Raw genomic sequence first — 22,468 nt, 5'->3', positions numbered from 1 at the left:
GGTCCCGCACTGCCTGAAGCGGTCCCGAGCGGTCCCGAGCGAGCTGTACCGGCCGCTCGGGGCCGCTTTCGGCGTCACCCGTCCGGCGACAGGCGGGCGGCGCCGTCCGTCTTGAAGACGACCCACACCGTCTTGCCGACGGCGTGCTCGGTGACGCCCAGGTCGTCCGACAGCTCCCGGGCCAGGTACAGGCCCCGGCCCGAGCAGGCGTCGTCGGTGGGCGGGGCCGCGGTCGCGGGCCGGTCGCCGGTGTCGCGTACCGCGAGCCGCAGCACCGGGCCGTCGAGGGTCAACGTCACGCAGTACTGCCTGCCCGGGGGCGCGCCGTGCAGCAGGGCGTTCGTGGCGAGCTCCGACGCGCACAGCGTGATGTCGTCCAGCCGGTCGACGCAGCCCCAGTCCGTGAGGGCCTGACGCACGAAGGCGCGTGCGGCCCGCACGGAGTCGCGCGTGCGGGGGAAACGACGTTGCCGTGACTGGTGCCGGGACAGGGGCACGGGGGCACCTCCATGGTTCAGGGGGGCGTCCTGCGGCGTGACCTTACTGTTGTTCGCGAAAGGCGACAAGGTCGTCAGGGGTGGCTGAGGGTGGCTGAGGGTGGCGGTTGGCGGATGAGGCAAGTCGCCTACCGTGTAGGGCGGCAGGGTCGCAGGAACGGTCGGCCGTACAGGAGGACGTCGTGGGTGGGAGCGGTTGGGTCAGCACGTCGTTGCCGTATCTGACGCCATGGGGCCCCGGACGGGGCGACGCGTGGGCGGCCGAGGCGGCGGCACAGGGGCGGCGCGGCGGTCAGCGCATCGTGCACGCAGGTGAGACGCCCGCCCCCGCCGAGATCGCGGCGCTGCTCGGCGTGCCGGAGGGCGATCCGGTCGTGGTGCGCCGGCGGCTGATCCTCCTCGACGACGAGCCCAGCGAGCTCACCGACACGTACTACCCCGTCGAGATAGCCGGGGGCACCCGTCTCGCCGGCATGGCCAAGATCCCCGGCGGCGCCCTCACGCTGCTCGCCGAGCTCGGCCACGTAGGCGTCCTCGTCCGGGAGGACGTGACGGCCGGGATGCCCGACGAGGAGGAGCGCCGGGCTCTCGGCACCGCCGCCGGGGAACCGGTCCTGCGGCTGGTCCGGCTCACGCTCGACCGCGACGACCGGCCGATCCAGGTCGACCGTATGGTGATGCCTGCCCTCCGGCAGAGGCTGCGCTACCAGATCAGGATCGGATGACCGTGCCCAAGGCAGAACCGGAAGCCGTCGACCGCCGCTCCCTCCATGAGCGCATCGCGGCCGATCTGCGCGACGACATCATGAGCGGAGAGCTCGCTCCCGGCGCCAACCTGCCCACCACCGCCCAGCTGAAGGAACGGTTCGGGGCGTCGAGCGCCACGGTCCAGAAGGCCCTGCGACTCCTCAAGGAGGAGCTCCTGGTGGTCGGCCGCGCGGGCGCCGCCGTCACCGTCCGGGCGCACCGCCGGCGCACGGTCCGGCCCGCCGCCCTCGCACGGCCCGCGGAGTCCGGAACGCCCTACCGCTGGCTCACCGAGGCCGCCAAGCACGGCACGCACGCCCGCAGCGAGCTGCTCGAGGTCGCAGAGCGTCGCCCGCCTGCCGACGTCCGCGCGGCCCTGGACCTTCCGGCGGACGGCGCCGCCCTGCTGCGGAGCCAGATCCTCCTGGTCGACGACGAGCCGGCCGAGCTGGTCGAGTCCTACTACCCGCTGGACATCGCCCGCGGCACGCCCCTGGCCGAGCGCCGCCGGATCAGGGGAGGCGCCCCCGCCCTGCTGACCGAGCTCGGCCATCCGCCCCGGGTGAGCACGGACCGCGTCTGCGCCCGCGTCCCCACCCAGAACCAGTACCGGGCGCTCCGGCTCACCGGCGGCATGCCGGTGCTGCGCACCCTGCGCGTGGTCCGCGGCGACGACGGCCGTCCCGTCGAGGTGACCGTCATGGTGAAGGCGGGCCATCTCTACGAGCTGCAGTACGAGTTCACCTCGCAGGAGCCGCAGGAGCCGCAGGAGCCGCAGGAGCCGTAGGGGTCTCAGGGGACACAGGAGCCGTAGGGGTCTCAGGGGTCTCAGGGGTCTCAGGGAACACAGGAGCCACAGGAGGCGCGGGGGCCGGACGGTCCCTAGGGGCGGTCGCCCTCCGCCGCCAGCATCCGCCGCAGCAGCCCCCGCAGCACCACCCGTTCCTGCTCCGCCAGTCCCGCCAGCGGCTCCCGGGCGAACCGCAGCGACTCGCGCAGCCCCTTGGCGATGTCGCGGCCCTCGTCCGTCGCCGCCGCCAGCTTCACCCGGCGGTCGGCCGGGTCGGGACGGCGTTCGACCAGGCCGCGGGATTCCAGGCGGTCGACGATGCCGGTCACGTTGGACGGCTCGCACTTCAGCTTCTGGGCCAGCTTGCGCATCGGCAGCGGCTCCAGCGACAGCAGACTCAGCAGCCGGGCCTGCGCCCCGGTGAGGGAGTGGCCGGCGGCGGCCTCCTCGTAGTCCTCGTAGAAGCGCGCCACGACCTCGCCGATCAGCTCGACGACCTCCATGGTCAGGGCGTCGGGCAGCGGGGTCGGACCAGCGGGACGAGAGGTCGGATGTGAGGCGGCCATGGATCCAGGGTACCCGTTTACTTGACATCCTGAAATATTCAGGAGCATGGTTGTTTCAGGTAGTGAAGCATTTTCGTACCGAAGCGATCTCCCGAACGTCCCCGAACGCTCCCGCACGTGAAAGGCAGCCCCCCATGACTGACTCGGCCCTCCCCGCCACCGGCCGCGAATGGCGTCTGCTCAGCCGTCCCGTCGGCTGGCCGAAGCCCGAGGACTTCGAGCTGGCCGAGACGGAGATCCGCCGCCCCGGGCCGGGTGAGGTGCTGGTGCGCAACGCGTACGTCTCCGTCGATCCCTACATGCGCGGCCGCATGAGCAGCGCCAAGTCCTACGTGGCCCCCTTCGAGCTGGGCAAGGCCATGCAGGGCGGGGCGGTCGGCGAGGTCGTCGCCTCCGAGGCCGAGGGCATCGCGCCCGGCGACCACGTCCTGCACTTCGGCGGCTGGCGCGAGTACGCGGTGTTCGACGCCAAGCAGGCCGTCAAGGTCGACCCCGACGCCGCGCCCCTGTCCACCTACCTCGGCGTCCTCGGCATGACCGGCCTCACCGCCTACGCCGGACTGCTGCGCACCGCCTCCTTCAAGGAGGGCGACTCCGTCTTCGTGTCGGGCGCGGCCGGCGCCGTCGGCGGCCAGGTCGGCCAGATCGCCCGGCTCAAGGGCGCCTCCCGGGTCATCGGCTCGGCCGGCTCCGACGAGAAGGTCAAGCTCCTGGTCGAGGAGTACGGCTTCGACGCCGCCTTCAACTACAAGAACGGCCCCGTGGCGGAGCAGCTGCGCGCCGCCGCCCCCGACGGGATCGACGTCTACTTCGACAACGTCGGCGGCGACCACCTCGAGGCGGCCATCGGCTCCCTCAACGAGAAGGGCCGCATAGCGATCTGCGGCATGATCTCCGTCTACAACAACACCGAGCCGGCCCCCGGCCCGAAGAACCTCGCCCGCCTCATCCAGACCCGCGGCCGCATCGAGGGCCTCCTCGTCGGCGACCACTACGACCTGCAGCCGCAGTTCGTCCAGGAGGTCGGCGCCTGGGTCCGCTCCGGCGAGCTGAAGTACCGCGAGACGGTCGTCGAGGGCATCGAGAACAACCTCGAGGCGTTCCTCGGCGTCCTGCGCGGCGACAACACCGGAAAGATGATCGTCAAGCTCTGACTCCGGCCGCCCCTTCCGGCTACGCCGACGAGGCCGCGCCTTCCGCCGGCCGGGCCGTCACGCGCCGCGCGGGCCGCACCCCTGGACGTAGGGTGCGGCCCGCGCTCCGCCGTACGCGCCAGAGCCCACCCCACCGGCCACCGCCGCCTGTGGGCCCACCGGCCACCGCCGCGCCCCGCCGAGCCGGGCGCCGCCGTGCTGGGTCGCGTGCCGCCCGTTCTGCCGATTCCACCGTCGCGTCCGCCCCCGCCGGCCCCCGCGGTCAGGCGTGTGCCAGGGCCGCGGTGTGCGCCGCCTTCGCCAGCCGGTCGTTCTCCGGCGCCGCGCCGCCCGGGAAGGCGAACCTGCGGCGCGTGTAGCCGTAGGCCAGCCCGCTGCGCGGGTCCGCGAACGCCTGGCAGCCGCCCGCCCCGCTGTGCCCGAACGCCCCGGCGCCCAGGAACGGGTACCAGGTGTCCGCGGTCGCCTGGAAGCCCAGCCCGTACGCCTTGTGCGAGCGCGCCACCACGTCGTAGCCCACCGAGTGCAGCTGCCCGAACTCCGCCGCCGTGTCCTCCTTCAGCAGCGGCGCCTTCCCGTCGGTCTCGCTGATCGCCGCCGCGTACATGCCGGCCAGCCCGCGCGCCGATGCCACCCCGCCCACCGAGGCCGGGCCCCGGGCCCGGACCAGCGGGTCGTTGGGCAGCAGCTCGAGATCGGTCGGCTGGGCGCCGTGCCGGTTGAAGGCGACGGCGGCCAGGGTGTGCGGCCCGTCGGGCAGGGCGTCCAGCAGTGCCCGCTGCTCGGCGGTCGGCGCCATCGGCCGCGCGGTGCGGAAGCGCGGTTCGTGCGCCGTGGGCAGCCCCAGGAAGAAGTCCAGCCCGTACGGGACGCGCACCCGTTCCGTGTACACCTCCTGGAGGGTGCGGCCGGTGGCCCGCCGGACGACCTCGCCGGTCAGCGCCCCGATGACCAGCGCGTGGTAGCCGAAGGCGGTGCCCGGCCGCCAGAACGGCCTCTGGTCGGCCAGGCGTTCGGCGAGCTGCCGGTCGTCGGCCAGCTCCTGCGGCGAGAACCCGCCGTCCGTGCCCACCACCCCCGCCCGGTGCGCGAGCAGCTCCCGCAGGGTCAGCGCACCCTTGCCCTCGGCGGCGAACTCCGGCCAGTAGTAGGTGACTTTGCGGTCCAGTTCCAGGGTGCCCTCCTGGACCAGCAGCGCGACCACCAGATGGGCGGCGCCCTTGGTCGAGGAGTAGACGCCGTAGAGGGAGTCGGGTCCGGCGCCGTCCGCGGACGCCCAGAGGTCGACGACCCGCCGGCCGTGCACATACGCGCACAACTGGCCTTCGTAGTCGGGCTGTTCCTCCGCCACGAACGCGGCGAACTCCTCCCGCACCGCTTCGAATCCGGCGGCGACGCTGCCGTGGATCTCCTTCGTCGTCCGAGTCAACCGAGTCATCCGTTCTCCTCAACCAGCCCGCTGCTTGCGTGTGTCCTGGTGATCGACGCCTGTGCGACCTGCGGGAACTGCCCTTCGGACGATCCCGGACAAGAGCTTCCGGGATCGTTGCTTCCGGAGATCGGTACGGCGAGGTGTGCCTGTTCGACTCAACTGCGGCAGGAGGGCGTTGGTGTCACCGATGCCCCGGATGGCCCATCGGGGTCCCCTCGGGCGCCCGGTTGTGAGGTGAGCATGGCCGATAGAGTTCGGTCATGCGCGATCTCGGGGTGGGTTTCCGATACCTGTTGAAGGGCCAGCGGTGGGTGGCTCGGCACGGTAGGCAGTACGGGTTCGGGCTGGTCCCCGGCCTGATCACGCTCGTCCTCTACCTCGCGGCCCTGGTGGCGCTCGCGGTGTGGGGCGAGGGGTTCGTGGGGTGGGCGACGCCGTTCGCCGACGACTGGTCCAGCCCCTGGATCGGCCTGTTCCGCGGCTTCCTCACCGCCGTGCTGTTCGCTCTCGGCCTTCTCCTCGCCGTCCTGACCTTCACCGCCGTGACTCTGCTCATCGGGCAGCCCTTCTACGAGAGCCTCTCCGAGCGGGTCGACCGGGACGTCTCGCCCGACGGCACGGCCCCCGAGTCCGGGCTGCCGCTCTGGCGGGAACTGTGGATCTCCGCCCGGGACAGCCTGCGCGTCCTGGCCCGCGCGCTGGTGTGGGCGGTGCTGCTGTTCGCCCTCGGGTTCGTCCCGGTCGTCGGCCAGACGGTCGTGCCGGTGCTCGGGTTCTTCGTCACCGGCTTCTTCCTCACCGAGGAGCTCGCCGCCGTCGCCCTCCAGCGCCGCGATGTCGACCTGCGCGCCCGGCTCGCCCTGTTCCGCTCCCGCAAGACGCTGATCTGGGGCTTCGGCACACCCCTGGGACTGGCCTTCCTGGTCCCCTTCGTCGCCGTGTTCCTGATGCCGGGCGCGGTCGCCGGCGCCACCCTGCTCGCCCGCGAGCTGCTCGGCGAGGAGATCTCCGAAGGCGACGGGCCGGCCGACGCGGACACGGACGCGGCGCACGCGAGGGACGACGGGGACGGCGCCGGCGCGTCCCACGCGGCCGGGCGTCCCGGCACGACGAACCGGTGACACCTCCGCCCGTGAAGGCGGCCAACCTGGGCGTCCTCTTCCTGATCGAGCTGGGCGCCCTCGCGGCCGTCTCCTACCGGGGCTTCTCCACCGCCCACCCCTGGCTGCTGGGGCTCGCGGCCCCGGCGACGCTGATCGCGCTCTGGGCGCTGTGCGGATCGCCGCGGGCCCGGTTCAAGACGCGCGGCTGGGGCCGGGCGGGCTTCGAACTGGCGTGGTTCGGCAGCGGTGTCGTCGCCCTCTGGGCCGCGGGCGCGCACGGCCTCGCCCTCGGCTTCGCGCTCGTCTGCGCGGCGAGCAAGGCGCTCGCCCTCAAGTGGGGCCAGTAGCGGGCGCGTTCGGCGGGTCCGTTCCGGGGGAGGAGGCGGACGACCGGTGGTTCTTTGTGAAGGGTTCGTACGAAATCCAGGGGGGCTGCTCGAACGCCGACCGCAGGGTCACCGTGACGATTAACGTGTGATCAGGCGATCGTCGCCCCCTTGAACAGCCCCGGTCCGGGACCTGACCCCTGGACCGGGGCAATGTCGTTCCCCGCCCTTCGCCGGAGTCTCCCCGGTCGTTCCCGGGCCTGACAGGCCGGACAGGCCCCCCGGCCTCCGTGGGCCTACCGGGCCGAGAAGCCGTACACCGTCTGCGACCGGTAGACCCCGCCCGGCCGCAGGACCGTGCTCGGGAACTCCGGGCGGTTCGGCGAGTCGGGGAAGTGCTGGGTCTCCAGCGCGACGCCCTCGCCGGGCGTGAACGGCTCGCCGAGGTGGTCGGCGGTGTACAGCTGGAGCCCCGGCTCGGTCGTCGCCACCGTCAGCACCCGCCCGGACGCCGGGTCGTGCAGCTCGGCCACCTCGGCCGGCGTGTCCGTGACGCCCTTGTCGAGCACGAAGTTGTGGTCGTAGCCGGCGTCGACCTTGCGCGGCGCGCGGAAGTCGAAGCGGGTGTCCGCGACCGGCGCGAGCTCCCCGGTCGGGATCAGGTCGGCGTCCACCGGCGTGTAACGGGAGGCGGCCAGCCGCAGCTCGTGCCCGCCGGCGCCGCCGCTGCCGGGGCCGCCGAGGTTGAAGTAGCTGTGGTTGGTCAGGTTGACCGTCGTCGGCGCGTCCGTGACCGCCTCGTACGCGAGGCACAGCGCCCCCGACGCGTCGAGCGTGTACGTCGCCGACACCTCCAGACGGCCGGGGAAGCCCTCCTCGCCGTGCGCGCTGACCCGGCTCAGCCGCAGCCCGTGCTCGACCGGCTCCACCTCCCACACCCGCTTGTCGAAGCCGCGGGCGCCGCCGTGCAGGGAGTTCGGCGCGTTGTTGGGCTCCAGCGCGTACGTCAGGCCGTCCAGCTGGAAGCGGGCGTGCGCGATCCGGTTGGCGTACCGCCCGACCAGCGCGCCGAGGTAGGGCTCGGGGTGGGCGAGATAGCCGTTCAGATCCGCGAACCCCAGGACCACGTTCGCCGGGCGGCCGTCGCGGTCCGGGACCTCGACGGACTGCACGATCCCCCCGTAGGACAGGACCCGTACCCGGGTGCCCGCCCGCTCCAGGGTCCAGCGGTGCACCGCGGTGCCGTCGGAAAGTGTTCCGAAGTGTTCGCTCATGGGCGGAACTTTAGGGCCTGTGGTTTGGATCAGCTCGCAGGGCATCGGCGGGGCTTGTCGACGCCGGGGAACGGAGGGATCCAAACGACAGGCCCTGGGTCACGAGGTCTTCCCGGTGACGTTGCGATACGCCATGTCCGCGAGCCGCGCCTGCCCGTCCTTGCTCGGATGGAACCAGTCCCAGTGACTCAGCTGGTCCGTGCCGAACCGGAAGTCGTACACCGCGCCGCCGTCGAACCGGCACCGCGCGTCCTTCGCGCAGACCTCCTTCAGCACCGTGTTGTAGGCCTCCACCCGCTTCTGGACGGTCGCCCGCCGCAGGGTCGCCGCCGAGTCCAGCGCGTCCGCGTCGCCCAGCATCGACGGGCAGATGCCCAGCTTCCACACCTGCTTGCCCAGCGCGTTCGTGCGTCCCTGCGACCACAGCCGCTTGAGGTTCGGCACGCTCGCCACGTACACCTGCGTCTTCGGCAGCGCGCGCCGCAGCGTGCGGAGCGCCTCCTCGAACTGGGCGCGGAAGTCCGCCACCGGCGTCATCGCCGCCGTCGACTGCCGGCACGCGTCGTTCGCGCCCGCCATCACCGCCACCAACTGCGGCTTCTGAGCCGCCGCCCGCACCATCTGGGCCGGCAGGTCCGCCATCCGCGCCCCGGTCTCGGCATGGTTCCAGCTGTGCGTGACCGCCTTCGCCGCGCCCAGCAGCCGGACGGCGAGACTGTTCACCTCGGCGCTGCTGCCGGTCGCCCAGGACACCTCGGGACAGTCCGCGAGGATGCCGCAGGCGTCGAAGCCGCGGGTGATCGAGTCGCCCACCGCCGCCACCGAGTCGGGGCTGGAGTCCCACAGCGACGTCGGCGACGGTTTCGCCTGCCGGGCCGGGGCGCCCGACGCCCCCGCGCCGTCGCCCCCCTGGGCGTCACAGCCGGCCAGCCCCAGGACGGCCGCCGTCGTGCCCGCGAGCAGGGCCCGCGCGTGCCGGTTCCGCATCCGCATCCGCTGGTGTTCCCCTCGACTCGCCGACTCTGTCCGATCTTCGAACACGCTCTCCTCATGACAACGCACGGGAGTTCCCCGCGAATGACACCCACAAGATGGAACGCTCCATGCCCGCACAGGCGTCCTGCCGAGTGAAAGGCGGACGTTTCACGGCACCGGGACCGACGGTACGTCACACTCCTTGCGCCGCCGCACGGTAGCCTCGCCATCAGCGCGGCTGCCTGCCACCGCCGCCATGTCAGCCTGCAAGACTGTCCCGCTCTGCCCGGAGGTCCCGGTGACGACACGTGGAGTTCTGTACGTGCACTCCGCGCCGCGCGCGCTGTGCCCGCACGTCGAATGGGCCGTCGCCGGGGTGCTCGGCACGCGCGTCAGCCTCGACTGGATCCGGCAGCCCGCCGCGCCCGGCACCTGGCGCTCGGAGTTCTCCTGGAAGGGCGAGGCCGGCACCGCCTCCAAGCTGGCCTCCGCGCTGCGCGGCTGGCAGATGCTGCGCTTCGAGGTCACCGCCGAGCCCTGCGCCACCGCCGAGGGCGAGCGTTACAGCTGCACGCCGGAGCTCGGCATCTTCCACGCCGTCACCGGCATCCACGGCGACATCCTGATCCCGGAGGACCGGCTGCGCGCCGCGCTGCTGCGCAGCCGGCGCGGTGAGACGGACCTCGAGGCCGAACTCGCCAAGCTCCTCGGCAAACCGTGGGACGACGAGCTGGAGTCGTTCCGGCACGCGGGTGAGGGAGCTCCGGTGCGCTGGCTGCACCAGGTGGTGTGACCCGCCCCGTCCCCCCCGGGGGCGCGCGGAACCGCGTGATCAGCCCCGCCGGCTCTCCGCCGGCCCCGTCCCAGACGCCGAGTGGCCCGGACCCCCAAGGGGGGTCCGGGCCACCGCGCGTTCACGGCGCCGATCAGACCGTCCGGAACGCCAGGACGACGTTGTGCCCGCCGAACCCGAACGAATCGTTCAGGGCGGCGATACGGCCCTCCACGGGCAGCTTGCGCGCCTCGCCGCGCACGATGTCCGCGTTCGCCTCGGCCTCGGGGTCGAGGTTCTCGACGTTGATGGTCGGCGGAGCGACCCGGTTGTACAGCGCGAGCACCGTGGCGACGGACTCGACACCGCCCGCGCCGCCCAGCAGGTGACCGGTCATGGACTTGGTCGCGGAGACCGCGAAGTGGTCCGCGTCGTCGCCGAAGACCTTGCGCAGCGCCTTCAGTTCGGCCACGTCACCGGCCGGCGTGGAGGTGGCGTGCGCGTTGACGTGCACGATCTCCGCCGGGTTCAGGTCGGTGTTGTCCAGCAGGTTCTGCAGGGCGTGCGCGATGCCGCGGCCCTCGGGCTCCGGCTGCACGATGTCGTGGCTGTCGGCGGAGATGCCCTGGCCGACGGCCTCGGCGTACACCCGGGCGCCGCGCGCGGCGGCGTGCTCCGCGGACTCCAGGACGATCACGCCGGCGCCCTCGCCCATGACGAAGCCGTCGCGGGCGACGTCGTAGGGACGCGAGGCGGCCTGCGGGTTCTCGTTGTTCTTGGACATCGCCATCATGTTGCCGAACGCGGCGATGGGCAGCGGGTGGATCGCCGCCTCCGTGCCGCCGGCCACGACGACGTCGGCGCGGCCCGTGCGGATCATCTCGATGGCGTAGCCGATGGCCTCCGCGCCCGACGCGCACGCCGAGACCGGCGTGTGCACGCCCGCGCGGGCGCCCACGAGCAGGCCCACGTTGGCGGACGGGCTGTTCGGCATCAGCATGGGCACGGTGTGCGGGGAGACGCGGCGGACGCCCTTCTCCTTCAGCACGTCGTACTGGTCGAGCAGGGTGGTCACGCCGCCGATGCCGGAGGCGATGACCGCGCCGAGCCGGTCGGGGTCGACCTTGCCGTCACTGCCGTCCTCACCGGCCTTGCCGGAGAACCCGGCGTCCTTCCAGGCTTCCTGGGCCGCGATCAGCGCGAACTGCGCCGAGCGGTCCAGCTTGCGGGCCTGCGGCCGCGGAATGACCTCGAGAGGCTCCACCGCGACCGGGGCCGCGATCTTGACGGCCTGATCGGCCGCCCACTCCTGGGACAGTGCCTTGACGCCGGACTTGCCGGCGACGAGGCCCTCCCAGGTAGAGGCTGCGTCGCCACCCAGCGGTGTGGTTGCGCCGATACCGGTGACGACCACGGTGCGATTGGTCGGGCTCACGGATTCTTTCTCCAACGTTGCGAGGAGGACTGCCCCCGCCTCAGCGGGGAGAACGGCGCCACCGCCGGGTGGCGGGGCAGTTCAGCCCAGGTGATCGGTAGATCAGGCCTGGTGCTTGAGGATGTAGCTCGTCGCGTCGCCGACGGTCTTGAGGTTCTTGACGTCCTCGTCCGGGATCTTGACGTCGAAGCGCTCTTCGGCGGCGACGACGACCTCGACCATGGACAGCGAGTCGACGTCCAGGTCGTCGGTGAAGGACTTGTCCAGCTGGACGTCCTCAACCGGGATGCCGGCGATCTCGTTCACGATGTCGGCGAGACCGGCGACGATCTCTTCCTGAGTGGCGGCCATGTGGCGCTCCTTCTTTACTGTTCCAGAGGGTGTGGCATGGGCTGTTTCCCGTCCCGGACCGGATGATCCGGCACGGAGTGCCTAGGGGAGGGTAACGACAGTGGCGGCGTAGACGAGACCCGCCCCGAATCCGATGACGAGCGCGGTGTCGCCGCTCTTCGCCTGACCGGTCGCCAGGAGCCGCTCCATCGCGAGCGGGATCGAGGCGGCCGAGGTGTTGCCGGTGGTGCGCACGTCACGGGCGACCGTGACCGTCTCCGGCAGTTTGAGAGTCTTCACCATCGAGTCGATGATCCGCTCGTTGGCCTGGTGCGGGATGAAGACGTCCAGTTCGTCGGCGGTGATGCCGGCGGCGTCCAGCGCCTCCTTGGCGACCTTCGCCATCTCGAACACGGCCCAGCGGAAGACCGCCTGGCCCTCCTGCGTGATCGCCGGGAACTTGACGTTGCCCTTGCTGTCGAGCGGGAGGTTGGTCACGTCCCCGATGTGGAACTCGTTCCACGGCACGGTCTGCTTGATGGTCTCGGACTTGTCGCCCTCCGAGCCCCACACGGTCGGGCCGATGTGCGGTTCGTCGGACGGACCGACGACGACCGCGCCCGCGCCGTCACCGAACAGGAAGGCCGTCGCACGGTCCTCCAGGTCGGTCAGGTCGGACAGCCGTTCCACGCCGATGACGAGCACGTACTCGGCGGAACCCTCCACCACCATGCCCTTGGCGAGGGTCAGGCCGTAGCCGAAGCCCGCGCAGCCGGCCGAGATGTCGAACGCGGCGGCCTTGTTCGTGCCGAGCTTGTCGGCGATCTCGGTCGCCACGGCCGGGGTCTGCTTGAAGTGCGAGACGGTCGAGACGACCACCGCGCCGATCTGCTCGGCGGTGATCCCGGCGTCGGCGATCGCCTTGCCGGACGCCTCGACCGACATGGCGGCGACGGTCTCCTCGTCGTTCGCCCAGTGCCGGGTCTCGATGCCGGAGCGCGAGCGGATCCATTCGTCGGACGAGTCGATCGTCTCCAGGATCACCTCGTTGGGCACCACCCGGGTCGGCCGGTAGCCGCCGACGCCGAGGATCCGCGCGTACGGGGAGCCCTTACTGGGCTTGATCTTCGCCATCAGGGCTCCTCAGCCGACGCCGTGCTCGGCGATGAGCTCGCGAGCGGCGTCGAGATCGTCGGGGGTCTTCAGCGCCAGCGTCTTCACGCCGGGCAGGGCGCGCTTGGCGAGGCCGACCAGGGTGCCGCCGGGGGAGACCTCGATGATCGCGGTCGCGCCGAGCTCCTTGAAGGTCTCCATGCACAGGTCCCAGCGGACCGGGTTGGCGACCTGGCCGACCAGCCGGTCCAGGATCTCCGCGCCGGTGGACACGGCCTGCCCGTCCTTGTTGGAGACATAACGGACCGTCGGGTCGGCCGGCGTGAGCTCCGCGGCCGCCTTCGCCAAGGACTCGACGGCCGGCGCCATGTGGCGGGTGTGGAACGCGCCGGCGACCTTCAGCGGGACGACCTTGCGGACGCCCTCCGGCTTGTCCTCGTTCAGCGCGGCGAGCTGCTCCAGCGTGCCCGCGGCGACGATCTGGCCCGCGCCGTTGATGTTCGCCGGGGTCAGCCCCAGCTTCTCCAGATGCGCCACGGAGACCTCGGGGTCGCCGCCGAGCAGCGCCGACATGCCGGTCTCGGTGATCGCGGCGGCGTCGGCCATGGCCAGGCCGCGCCTGCGGACCAGGGCCAGCGCGGCGGTGTCGTCGAGGACGCCCGCGAAGACGGCCGCGGTGATCTCGCCGACGCTGTGGCCCGCGACGGCGCCGGGCGCGACGTCGCCGAGCGCGGAGGCGGAGACGAGCCCGGCCGCCACGAGCAGCGGCTGGGCGATCGCGGTGTCGCGGATCTCGTCCGCGTCGGCGTTCGTGCCGTAGTGCACCAGGTCGAGGTCGATGGCCGTCGACAGGGCACGCAGACGGTCCTCGACACCGGGAAGGTCGAGCCAGGGAGTCAGGAAGCCGGGCGTCTGGGCGCCCTGGCCGGGAGCGACGAGTACGAGCACTCTCACACTCTCTCTTGGGGACGGCCGAAGCCGCCCGTGGGGACAGGGACGAAGAACGGCAGGGGGTTTTGTGGACCCCCGACAAAAAGCTAGCTCTGAGGATCTCCGTCGACCAGACGCCCCAAGATCAGCGCGATCCGGAGCGTGAACGCGGAGCGTACATCCGAAGGCGACCAGCCGGTGACGTCAGTCACACGTCGAAGCCGGTAGCGCACGGTGTTCGGATGCACGAAGAGCATCCGGGCGGCCCCTTCGAGACTGGACGCCTGTTCGAGATATACGGAGAGCGTCTCCAGGAGCGCCGACCCCGCCTCCTCCAGCGGTCTGTAGATCTCCTCCACCAACTGCTCACGCGCGCCGGGATCGCCGGCGATCGCGCGCTCCGGGAGGAGATCGTCCGCCAGGACCGGCCGGGGTGCGTCCTGCCAGGCGGAACACGCCTTGAGCCCGGCCGCGGCGGCCTGTGCGGACCGGGTCGCGGCGAGCAGGTCGGGCACGACGGGCCCGGCCACCACCGGGCCGGCGGCGAACGGCCCGATGAGGGACTTGGCGACGGCCAGCGGGTTGTCGCTGCCGCCGGCGATCACCACCAGCCGGGAGCCGAGGACCCCGGTGAGCACCTGGAGCTTGGAGTGCCGCGAGGCCCGCCGGATGGCCTCCACGGTCAGTTCGGAGTCGCCGTCCGGGGCGGTGCCGAGGACGACGCAGACGTGCTCCGGCGAGTTCCAGCCGAGCGCGGCGGCCCGGCTCACGGCTCCCTCGTCGGCCTCGCCGCTCAGCACGGCGTTCACGACGAGCGACTCGAGCCGGGCGTCCCAGGCGCCGCGGGCCTCGGCGGCCTGGGCGTAGACCTGGGCGGTGGCGAACGCGATCTCCCGGGCGTACACCAGCAGCGCCTCGCGCAGCACGTTCTCGTCACCGGGGGCCGCGACCTCGTCGATCGCGGACTCCATGACCTCGATGGTGGTGCGCACCATCTCCACCGTCTGCCGCAGCGTGATGGCCCGGGTCAGCTCGCGCGGCGCCGTGCCGAACACGTCCGTGGAGATGGCCTGCGGGGCGTCCGGGTGCCGGAACCACTCGGTGAAGGCGGCGATGCCCGCCTGGGCGACCAGCCCGATCCAGGAACGGTTCTCCGGTGGCATCGCCCGGTACCACGGCAGTGTCTCGTCCATCCTCGCGATGGCCTGGGCGGCGAGGCTCCCGGAGGACTTCACCAGCCGCTTCAGCGTCGCGGGGTGGGAGTGGACGGCGTGCGCCGCGGGTTCGGGATGACTGGTTTCGGGTTCGGGCACGGGACAAGACTGCCTCATCGGGGCGGCGGCGTGTGCCGCCGGGTCGCAGGTGGGGACGTCCCGTCGCGGCCGGAAGGTCCTCTCCCGGCCCTCTCCCGGCGTTTCCCTCCGCGCGCCCCTCGCGGCCCGGCCCCGGCCGCCCGGCGGCGGGTCTACCGTGGTCGCGTGATGCACGTACGGCGCGCCGACGCGCGCTTTCGGGGCGGGGACCGGGCGGCCGGGATCGACACCCGGCACGCCTTCTCCTTCGGCCCCCACTACGACCCCGACAACCTGCGCTTCGGCGCGCTGATCGCCTGCAACGAGGAACGCCTCGCGCCCGGCGCCGGCTTCGACGAGCATCCGCACAGCCACACCGAGATCGTGACCTGGGTGATCGAGGGGGAACTGACCCACCGCGACTCGGCCGGCCACGAGACGCGGGTCCGCCCCGGCGACGTGCAGCGGCTCAGCTCCGCGGCCGGCGTACGGCACGTGGAGCGCAACGACGCCGACGTCCCGCTGGTCTTCGTGCAGATGTGGCTGGCCCCGCTGGATGCCGGCGGCGACCCGGCCTACGAGATCGTCCGCGGCATCGCCGACTCCACCCCGTACGCCGTCCCCGAGGCCGGCGCGATGCTGCACGTGCGGCGCCTCGGCGCGGGGGAGCGGACGGCGGTCCCGGACGGGGAGCACGTGTACGTGCACGTCGTGCGCGGAGAGGTCCGGCTGGACGGTGAGAAGCTTGGCCCCGGCGACGCGGCCCGCGTCACGGACGCGAAGGACCTCGAGGCGCTGGGGGTCAGCAACGCCGAAGTGCTGGTCTGGGAGATGGCGGCAGGGTGAACGGCTCGTCGGCAGCGTCGCAGGCCTGCCCTGATGCAGCAGCTGATTCCGTTGTTCGGGCACCGTTGTCAGAGGCATGAAGTACACCTGTCTTCATGGGGATCGATGCGTACCAGTTGAACGAGGACGAGACGTGCAAGCGGTTCGTCCTTCCTGCTCTGCGGGCAGCGGGGTGGAGCGAGAAGCAGATCCGTCCGCAGTACCGGATCAACGACGGCCGGTTGGTACCGACGCGCAGGCGCCACAAGCGAGGGGCGGCGCTCGCCGCCGACTATGTGCTCGAGTACATCCCCGATGTACCGATCGCTGTGGTGGAGGCCAAGCGCTACCGGCTCAGCGAGGAGAACGGGGTGGAACAGGCACGCCGTTACGCGCGCAAGCTGGGCCTGTCCTTCGCGTACGCCACCAACGGCCGCAACATCGTCGAGATCGACTTCAGCGGAGACAGGCCGGCGATTCGTTCTGTCGACCGCTTCCCGTCGCCCGGTGACCTGTGGGCGCGCTTCCTGCGCGATCAGGGTGTCCGTGGCACCGAGGCGGGCGAGGAACTGATGTCGGCGCCGTACGACTACACCCTCCGGAACACCGACAATTCTGTGAAGCGCCCGCGTTACTACCAACGGGTCGCCATCACCCGAGCGCTTGCGGCGCTTGCCCGTGACGAGCGCCGCATCCTGCTGGTACTGGCCACCGGGACGGGCAAGACCATGCTCGCACTCCAGTTGGTGGCCCGGCTCTCCAAGGCTCCGGGGGCCTTCGGCGGACGCAAGCCCCGGGTGCTGTACCTTGCCGACCGCAACATGCTGGTCGACGACCCCAAGGACCGCTACTTCCTGCCGGTCTTCGGCGAGGACGACGTCCACAAGATCGGTGGCGGCGAGGCCAAGCGCGGTCGGAAGATCTACTTCGCGCTCTATCAGTCACTGGAACAGGGGGAGGCCCAGGCCGAGTTGTTCCGGGAGTACGAGCCGGACTACTTCGACCTGGTCATCGTCGACGAGTGTCACAGGGGCAGTGCGAGCAGCGACTCTCGGTGGCGCAAGGTACTGGAGCACTTCAAACCCGCCGTGCAGATCGGGCTGACCGCTACGCCGATCAGGGATAGCGGCAAGAAGACCGACACCTTCGAGTACTTCGGAAACCCCGTCTATACGTATTCGCTCCGAGACGGCATCGAGGACGGTTTCCTCTCGCCCTACCGGGTGCGCAGGGTCCGGCTGAACGTGGACGTGGAGGGCTACCGTCCCGAGCCGGGCAAGAAGGACGTCTACGGCCGGGAGATCCCTGACGATCTCTACGGGCCCAAGGAGTTCGAGCGGGTCATGGTGATCCTGGAGCGGACCGAGACGGCGGCGCACTATCTCATCGACTACCTCCGGAAGAACGCCGAGGACCGCCGGTTGGGCAAGACGCTCGTCTTCTGCGAGAACAACGAGCACGCCGGCCGGATGCGCACCGCGTTGCACAACATCGCCTCTGAGGAGGTCGCCGTCCTGCCGGACTTCGTCAAGCGGATCACCAGTGCCGACGTGTCCGATGCCGGAGAGTCCCTGGAGGAGTTCCGGAAGGCGGACTCCAGCCAGCCGGTCATCGCCGTGACGTCCAAGTTGCTGTCCACCGGTGTGGATCTGCCTGCGGTGCGGAACGTGGTGCTGTTCCGGCGGATGGCCTCCATGCCCGAGTTCAAGCAGGTCATCGGGCGCGGCACCCGGCTGTGTCCGGAGATCGGCAAGGAGTCGTTCGACATCATCGACTTCGTGGAGGCGACCCGGCTCTTCGAGGACAAGGCGTTCGACGGTCCGCCCCTGAAGCTGCTTCAGGAGACGGCTGACGAGCAGGGTGCGCTGGTGGACGTCGAGGACATCACCCCGCCGGCCGAGGAAGCGGGCGACGACGGGGAGTCGGTCGCCGAGCCGCAGGCGGAGTACGAGCAGCAGGAGGGTGGATCGTTCGACCTGGGCGGGGACGACGGCGACACGGTCACCGACCAGGACGAGGTCGATCGCATCCAGGCGCGCGGCAAGCGCTACCGGGTGCGTGGTGTCGATGTCTACAAGCTGGGCGAGCGGCGCTATCAGCTCGCTGACGACGGTGTGACGATGCGGCTGGTGAGCGTCGAGCAGTGGGTGCACAACCAGGTGCTCGAACTGGATCTGGACCCGGCCCAGTTGCGTACCCAGTGGGCACGGGCCAAGAGCCGTGCCGTCCTCATGGAAGCGCTGCGGGAGGCCGACATCGACGTGGAGGAACTGCCGGAGGAACTGGGCAAGCCCGACGTGGACCCGGTGGACTTGCTGGTCAGCGCGGCCTGGGAGGGACTCGCCGTGGTGAGCCGGGACGAGCGGCTGACCTGGTTCCGCCGGGAGCACGGGGATTTCCTGGACTCCTTCGGGGAGCAGGCCCGTGAGGTGCTGGAGGCGATGCTGGTGAAGTTCGCCGAGGCGGGGTCTCCGCAGCTGAAGGTGGACACGCTGAAGGTTCCGCCCTTCGACTCGATGGGCCGTGTGGTGGACCTGACCCGACGGTTCGGTGGTCCCCGCGAGGCGCGCGAGGCCATAGACCAGCTGGCCGCCCGGCTTCTGTCGGTCGTGTAGGAAGAGGCATCGGAAGCGAAGCGCTAAAAGCTAAAAGAAGACTTTAGTTTTGCGTAAACTTGCACCTATAACTAAAGTCGACTTTGAGTTTTGCGCTCTGCTAGAGTGGTGAGGTGCTCAGAGACCGTACGGACAGTCGCGCAGCTCTTTGGCGGACCGCCGCCGGGCAGCGTGGCTATTTCACCGCCGCGCAGGCGCTCGAAGCCGGCTATTCCTACCAGGCTCAGCGCTATCACGCTCAGCACGGCAACTGGCTGGTGATCGACCGAGCCCTCTACCGGTTCCGGGAGTTCAACGACCTGCCGGGTGAGGGAGATGAGCAGTTGGTGCGCTGGTCGCTGTGGAGCAAGGGGAGGGCGGTCGTCTCGCACGCCACCGCCCTCGCCGTCCATGACCTCGGTACGGCCAACCCCTCCCGTATCCACCTCACTGTGCCGCACGGCTTCCGCCAGAAGTCAGATGCGGTGATCCTGCACCGTGCGGAGCTGGCGGAGTCGGACGTCGAGGATCGGACGGGGTACCGGGTGACGGCCCCGCTGCGCGCGATCGCGGAGTGCGCGGCGGACGGTGACGATCAGGACGTGATTGACGGGGCCGTGGCCGACGCACTGGAGCAGGGCATCGTGACCCGTCGAAAGCTGCTGAACGCGGCTCAACTGCTGGGAGCGCGTGCCGAACTGGGCGTGGAGCGGGCATTGGTGGCGCTGACGTGACCGGCCGATACCGCGACGCCACGGACCTGCGCCGGGCGCTGGAGGCGCGACTGAAACACGACGCGGACGAGTCCGGCACCGACCTGGCCCGCCGCCGTCGCCTTGTCGTCTTCGATCGCATGGCGGTACGTCTCGCGGAGGACCCGGCCGGCGGCTGGGTCCTCAAGGGCGGTGCGGCGATGGAGTTCCGGCTGACCGGCCGCGCCCGCACCACCAAGGACCTGGATCTGGCCTTGCGACCCGAGGACGGCTCGGACGCTGACGGCGACGAGGTCCGGGAGCTGCTGATCGAGGCCCTGTCCGTCGACCTCGACCGGGACTGGTTCCGCTTCCGTGTCGGTGCGCCCGTCTCGTTGACCGCGGACACGGCAGGGCGGGGCGGCTGGCGGTTCTCCGTCGAGGCCCACCTCGCGGGGAAGCTTTTCGCGGGCGTCCGCGTGGACGTGGTGGACCGGGGCGAGGAGATCGCGCGGACGGAGCGCCTTCCACTTCCCAACTCCCTGGCGTTCGCCGGAACTCCGCAACGGACGATGGAAGCCGTCGACCGCCGCCAGCACTTCGCGGAGAAGCTGCACGCCTTCACCCGCGACTACGGCGACCGTCCTAACACGCGGGTCAAGGACCTGGTGGACCTTGTCCTGCTAACCGAGGACGGCCTGCCGGGGGACGCGGCGCTGGCATCGTCCGTACGACATGTCTTCACCGTCAGGGGGACGCATGACGTCCCGGTCGAGCTCCCCGATCCGCCGCCCCGGTGGCGCGACAGCTACCCGGAGCTGGCGCGGGAGCTGACCACGGACATTCCGCCGACGCTGGACGCGGCACTCGCGCTGGTGCGCGGCCTGTGGGCGGCGGCGCTCGCTGATGAATCACGTTGACTCATTGACTCAGTACCCACCGAACAGAGAGACCGGCTTAGCTGACATGGCAGCGACCACGAAGAAAACGGCGGAGAAGTCCCCCGGTACCTCCCAGGCGCGCCTCGCGTCCCTGATCAAGTCCGCGCGCGACACGATGCGCAAGGACGCGGGGATGAACGGTGACCTGGACCGTTTGCCCCAGCTCTCCTGGCTGCTCTTCCTCAAGGCGTTCGACGAGCGCGTCGAGGAGGAGGGCGAGGCTCTTGACCCGGACGGGTACCGGCGGGCAATCGAGGAGCCGTATCACTGGGGAGGCTGGGCCACCAACCCTGACTTCAGCGGTGAGGAGCTGAAGACGTTCGTCAACGAGAAGCTCATCCCGCACCTGGCGGGACTGGTCGGCGACAATGCGGACGACCCGCGCAACGTCATCTCGACCATCTTCAAGAACGTCGTCAACCGCATGCAGTCCGGCACGCTGCTGCGGGATTTGGTCAACATCGTCAACCAGATCCACTTCGTCTCGACCGACGACATCCACACCATGGCATTCGTCTACGAGTCGATCCTCAAAGAGATGCGGGACGCGGCCGGCGACTCGGGTGAGTTCTACACGCCACGTCCGGTCAACCGCTTCATGGTTCAGCAGTCCTTTCTCGACCTCAAAGATTCGATCCTTGACCCGGCGAGCGGGACGGGTGGTTTCCTGGTCCAGGCGTACGAGGAGCTGAAGGGGCAGGTCAACACCGATACCCAGCGCAGGCGGCTGCACAAGAACATCCGGGGCATCGAGAAGAAGCCGCTGCCGTATCTGCTGGGTGCGATGAACCTGCTGCTGCACGGGATCGACGCACCGCATGTCCGGCGCGACAACGCGCTGCTGGCCATGCGGAATTCCAATGCATCGGACAAGGCGGACGTGGTCCTCACCAATCCCCCCTTCGGGGCTGCAGAGGAAGCGACGGTTGTTAAAGCCTTCCCGGAGGGTTTCCGTATCCAGGAGACCTCGTGGCTCTTCCTGTACTCGATCCTGGACCAACTAAAGCTGGGCGGCCGGTGCGCGATCGTCCTGCCCAACGGAAATCTCTCTGCCGACAGGGAGAACTCCATCGGCGCCAAGATCAAGAAGAAGTTGATGAAGGACTGCCACCTTCACACCATCGTCCGCCTCCCGTCGGGAGTTTTCGCGCCCTACACTCAGATCCCGTCGAACATCCTCTTCTTCGAGAAGACCGGTCCCACGCAGGAGGTCTGGTTCTACGAGATCCCGCTGCCAGAGGGCCGCCGCGGTTACACCAAGACGAAACCGATGCGGTTCGAGGAGTTCCAGTCCTGTGCAGACTGGTGGGGTGGCAAGCAGCGCGAGGGGCGGCAGGTTGGCGAACACGCGTGGGTCGTCCCGGCGTCGGAAATTGCTGCCTCCGGCTTCAACCTCGATATCGCCAACCCGCATGTGGGGGACGAACTGGCGCACCAGACGCCGGAGGAGTTGGTGGACGAGCTACTGAAGACGGAGACGGAGATCCTGGAGGTTCTGAAGGTGCTGCGGGCGGGGCTGGGAGAGCAGGCATGAATCTCACTGACTATGCCGTGGAGGACGTGATCACCCTGGTTAGGCGGCCAGTTCTTCCAGAGGCAGACGCGGAGTACCGAGAGATCGGAATCCGGTCCTTCGGTAACGGTATCTTTCACAAGGAGCCCGTTTCTGGATACGAAATCGCCGCTAAGAAGGTGTTCAGGGTTAAGCCGGGCGACCTTATTTTCAGCAACGTCTTTGCTTGGGAGGGGGCAGTTGCGCATGCTTCCGATGCTGAGGAAGGCCTGATCGGTTCACATCGGTTCATGACGTACCGGGTGAACGAAGAGGTTGCCGATCCGCGGTACCTACTTCCGTACTTCTATGGAGGGCCCGGGCTGGACGTGATCCGCCAAGCTTCTCCAGGGTCGGCTGGCCGCAACCGAACGCTTGGTATCAAAACCTTTGGCGCAAAGCGAATTTCACTACCCGGCGTGACTGAACAGCGCCGCGTTGCCGGCAAGCTCGACGTGGCCGCGGCAGGTATGGGGAAGATCGCCCAGAAGAAGGATCATTCGCGCATCCTGAACCTTCAACATGCGGATTCCCTGTTCTATTCTGTTGAGGCACAGGTACCCCTGTCTAAGGTGCTGTCGGAGAGCAGCGACTTCGTTGCTGTTGACCCCGACTCTAGCTATCAGACCGCTGGCATCCTCAACCGAGGGCGTGGACTGTTTAAGAGGCCGGTAATAGACGGTAGTGAAACGAAGTATCCGCGTTACAACAGGCTGCACAAGGACCAGTTCGTATACAGCAAGCTGTTTGGATGGGAGGGTTCTCTTGCTGTGGTTCCCGAGGAATTTGACGGGGTCCACGTCTCACACGAATTTCCGACATTCGATATCAACGTGGCAGTCGCCGACGTGGAATACATGACTCACCTGGCACGTTGGCGCGGGCTTCACGAAGGTCTCAAGGACCAAGGTACGGGTATGGGTTCTCGGCGGCAGCGGGTGAACGTTGATCGTCTGCTTGCTACCGAAGTCCCCCTTCCTGCTCTCTCGGAGCAGCGGCGCATCGCCAGGCGGCTCTCCCTCGCTCGCAAGGTGGCCGAAGCCAGCACCGGGCAGGTGGAGCAGCTGGCTACCCTCCGCCGTACCCTGCTCGACGCCGCCTTCTCCGGGCGGCTGTAGCCCCGCCGCT

Annotated in this window: 22 protein-coding genes; 12 read left to right on the top strand and 10 right to left on the bottom strand. The window is 69.9% G+C overall.

Translation table 11 applies throughout. The annotated features are described in order from the left end of the window. Nucleotides 1-74 precede the first annotated feature (74 nt). Nucleotides 75-497 carry an ATP-binding protein gene (locus QF032_RS12930; protein ID WP_307042480.1) on the bottom strand — a complete coding sequence of 141 codons (423 nt, stop codon included), beginning with the start codon at nt 495-497 and terminating at the stop codon, nt 75-77. A gap of 182 nt (nt 498-679) precedes the next feature. Here QF032_RS12930 and QF032_RS12925 point away from each other — a divergent pair, with 182 nt between their 5' ends. Then, a complete protein-coding gene (locus QF032_RS12925) occupies nt 680-1,222 on the top strand; it encodes a UTRA domain-containing protein (RefSeq protein WP_306952711.1) in 543 nt (180 codons plus the stop codon). Further along, nucleotides 1,219-2,031 (top strand): GntR family transcriptional regulator, encoded by an 813-nt coding sequence (locus QF032_RS12920; protein ID WP_307056044.1) that lies wholly within the window; start codon nt 1,219-1,221, stop codon nt 2,029-2,031. The genes QF032_RS12925 and QF032_RS12920 overlap by 4 nt, the downstream gene beginning before the upstream one ends. A 95-nt stretch (nt 2,032-2,126) precedes the next feature. Here the strand turns inward: QF032_RS12920 and QF032_RS12915 are convergent, their stop codons facing one another. Further along, nucleotides 2,127-2,600, bottom strand: a complete 474-nt coding sequence (locus QF032_RS12915; protein ID WP_306952714.1) for a MarR family winged helix-turn-helix transcriptional regulator — start codon at nt 2,598-2,600, stop codon at nt 2,127-2,129. A 134-nt stretch (nt 2,601-2,734) separates the two neighbouring features. Between QF032_RS12915 and QF032_RS12910 the strand changes: the two genes are divergently transcribed. Beyond that, a complete protein-coding gene (locus tag QF032_RS12910) occupies nt 2,735-3,754 on the top strand; it encodes an NADP-dependent oxidoreductase (RefSeq protein WP_307056043.1) in 1,020 nt (339 codons plus the stop codon). A 262-nt stretch (nt 3,755-4,016) separates the two neighbouring features. Here QF032_RS12910 and QF032_RS12905 read toward each other — a convergent pair whose 3' ends face one another. Continuing rightward, nucleotides 4,017-5,192: a serine hydrolase domain-containing protein gene (locus QF032_RS12905; protein ID WP_307042472.1), complete on the bottom strand. Its 1,176-nt coding sequence runs from the start codon at nt 5,190-5,192 to the stop codon at nt 4,017-4,019. Nucleotides 5,193-5,446: 254 nt separating this feature from the next. On the opposite strand from QF032_RS12905, the gene QF032_RS12900 reads away from it, so the two are divergent. Both QF032_RS12900 and QF032_RS12895 read left to right on the top strand, forming a co-directional pair. Next, a complete protein-coding gene (locus QF032_RS12900; protein WP_307042470.1) occupies nt 5,447-6,307 on the top strand; it encodes an EI24 domain-containing protein in 861 nt (286 codons plus the stop codon). Beyond that, on the top strand, nt 6,304-6,636 hold the full coding sequence (locus tag QF032_RS12895; RefSeq protein WP_307042468.1) for a YrdB family protein: 333 nt from the start codon (nt 6,304-6,306) through the stop codon (nt 6,634-6,636). The genes QF032_RS12900 and QF032_RS12895 overlap by 4 nt, the downstream gene beginning before the upstream one ends. Nucleotides 6,637-6,911: 275 nt before the next feature. Here the strand turns inward: QF032_RS12895 and QF032_RS12890 are convergent, their stop codons facing one another. Further along, nucleotides 6,912-7,889 carry an aldose epimerase family protein gene (locus QF032_RS12890; RefSeq protein ID WP_307042467.1) on the bottom strand — a complete coding sequence of 326 codons (978 nt, stop codon included), beginning with the start codon at nt 7,887-7,889 and terminating at the stop codon, nt 6,912-6,914. A gap of 99 nt (nt 7,890-7,988) precedes the next feature. Next, a complete protein-coding gene (locus tag QF032_RS12885; protein ID WP_307042465.1) occupies nt 7,989-8,882 on the bottom strand; it encodes an SGNH/GDSL hydrolase family protein in 894 nt (297 codons plus the stop codon). A 280-nt stretch (nt 8,883-9,162) separates the two neighbouring features. Here QF032_RS12885 and QF032_RS12880 point away from each other — a divergent pair, with 280 nt between their 5' ends. Beyond that, entirely contained in the window at nt 9,163-9,657 is a 495-nt protein-coding gene (locus QF032_RS12880) for a DUF3145 domain-containing protein (RefSeq protein ID WP_306952724.1), read from the top strand. Between the two features lie 133 nt (nt 9,658-9,790). On the opposite strand, the gene QF032_RS12875 is transcribed toward QF032_RS12880, so the two are convergent. The 5 genes from QF032_RS12875 to QF032_RS12855 form a co-directional block, all read right to left on the bottom strand. Then, entirely contained in the window at nt 9,791-11,071 is a 1,281-nt protein-coding gene (locus QF032_RS12875; RefSeq protein WP_306952725.1) for a beta-ketoacyl-[acyl-carrier-protein] synthase family protein, read from the bottom strand. Between the two features lie 102 nt (nt 11,072-11,173). After that, on the bottom strand, nt 11,174-11,422 hold the full coding sequence (locus QF032_RS12870) for an acyl carrier protein (protein ID WP_057583001.1): 249 nt from the start codon (nt 11,420-11,422) through the stop codon (nt 11,174-11,176). A gap of 81 nt (nt 11,423-11,503) precedes the next feature. Further along, entirely contained in the window at nt 11,504-12,535 is a 1,032-nt protein-coding gene (locus QF032_RS12865) for a ketoacyl-ACP synthase III (RefSeq protein WP_306952731.1), read from the bottom strand. Between the two features lie 9 nt (nt 12,536-12,544). Continuing rightward, nucleotides 12,545-13,462 carry an ACP S-malonyltransferase gene (locus QF032_RS12860; protein ID WP_307042462.1) on the bottom strand — a complete coding sequence of 306 codons (918 nt, stop codon included), beginning with the start codon at nt 13,460-13,462 and terminating at the stop codon, nt 12,545-12,547. 89 nt (nt 13,463-13,551) lie between these two features. After that, nucleotides 13,552-14,757, bottom strand: coding sequence for a PucR family transcriptional regulator (locus QF032_RS12855; protein ID WP_057583007.1), 1,206 nt, complete (start codon nt 14,755-14,757; stop codon nt 13,552-13,554). Nucleotides 14,758-14,925: 168 nt separating this feature from the next. On the opposite strand from QF032_RS12855, the gene QF032_RS12850 reads away from it, so the two are divergent. From QF032_RS12850 to QF032_RS12825, 6 genes are all read left to right on the top strand, one after another. After that, on the top strand, nt 14,926-15,582 hold the full coding sequence (locus QF032_RS12850) for a pirin family protein (RefSeq protein WP_307060234.1): 657 nt from the start codon (nt 14,926-14,928) through the stop codon (nt 15,580-15,582). 95 nt (nt 15,583-15,677) lie between these two features. Then, nucleotides 15,678-18,176 carry an EcoAI/FtnUII family type I restriction enzme subunit R gene (hsdR, locus tag QF032_RS12845; protein ID WP_307056042.1) on the top strand — a complete coding sequence of 833 codons (2,499 nt, stop codon included), beginning with the start codon at nt 15,678-15,680 and terminating at the stop codon, nt 18,174-18,176. A gap of 113 nt (nt 18,177-18,289) precedes the next feature. Then, a complete protein-coding gene (locus QF032_RS12840; RefSeq protein WP_307056041.1) occupies nt 18,290-18,889 on the top strand; it encodes a type IV toxin-antitoxin system AbiEi family antitoxin domain-containing protein in 600 nt (199 codons plus the stop codon). Continuing rightward, entirely contained in the window at nt 18,886-19,767 is an 882-nt protein-coding gene (locus QF032_RS12835) for a nucleotidyl transferase AbiEii/AbiGii toxin family protein (RefSeq protein WP_307056040.1), read from the top strand. The genes QF032_RS12840 and QF032_RS12835 overlap by 4 nt, the downstream gene beginning before the upstream one ends. Before the next feature lie 46 nt (nt 19,768-19,813). Beyond that, complete coding sequence (locus tag QF032_RS12830) at nt 19,814-21,322, top strand: class I SAM-dependent DNA methyltransferase (RefSeq protein WP_307056039.1); 1,509 nt, start codon at nt 19,814-19,816, stop codon at nt 21,320-21,322. Continuing rightward, entirely contained in the window at nt 21,319-22,458 is a 1,140-nt protein-coding gene (locus QF032_RS12825) for a restriction endonuclease subunit S (RefSeq protein ID WP_307056038.1), read from the top strand. Before QF032_RS12830 ends, QF032_RS12825 begins: the two co-directional genes overlap by 4 nt. Nucleotides 22,459-22,468 lie beyond the last annotated feature (10 nt).

The sequence above is a fragment of the Streptomyces achromogenes genome (genome assembly GCF_030816715.1).
Classification (GTDB): domain Bacteria; phylum Actinomycetota; class Actinomycetes; order Streptomycetales; family Streptomycetaceae; genus Streptomyces; species Streptomyces achromogenes_A.
The sequence above is the reverse complement of the archived record's forward strand: the minus strand, read 5'-3'. Positions and strand labels throughout refer to the sequence as shown.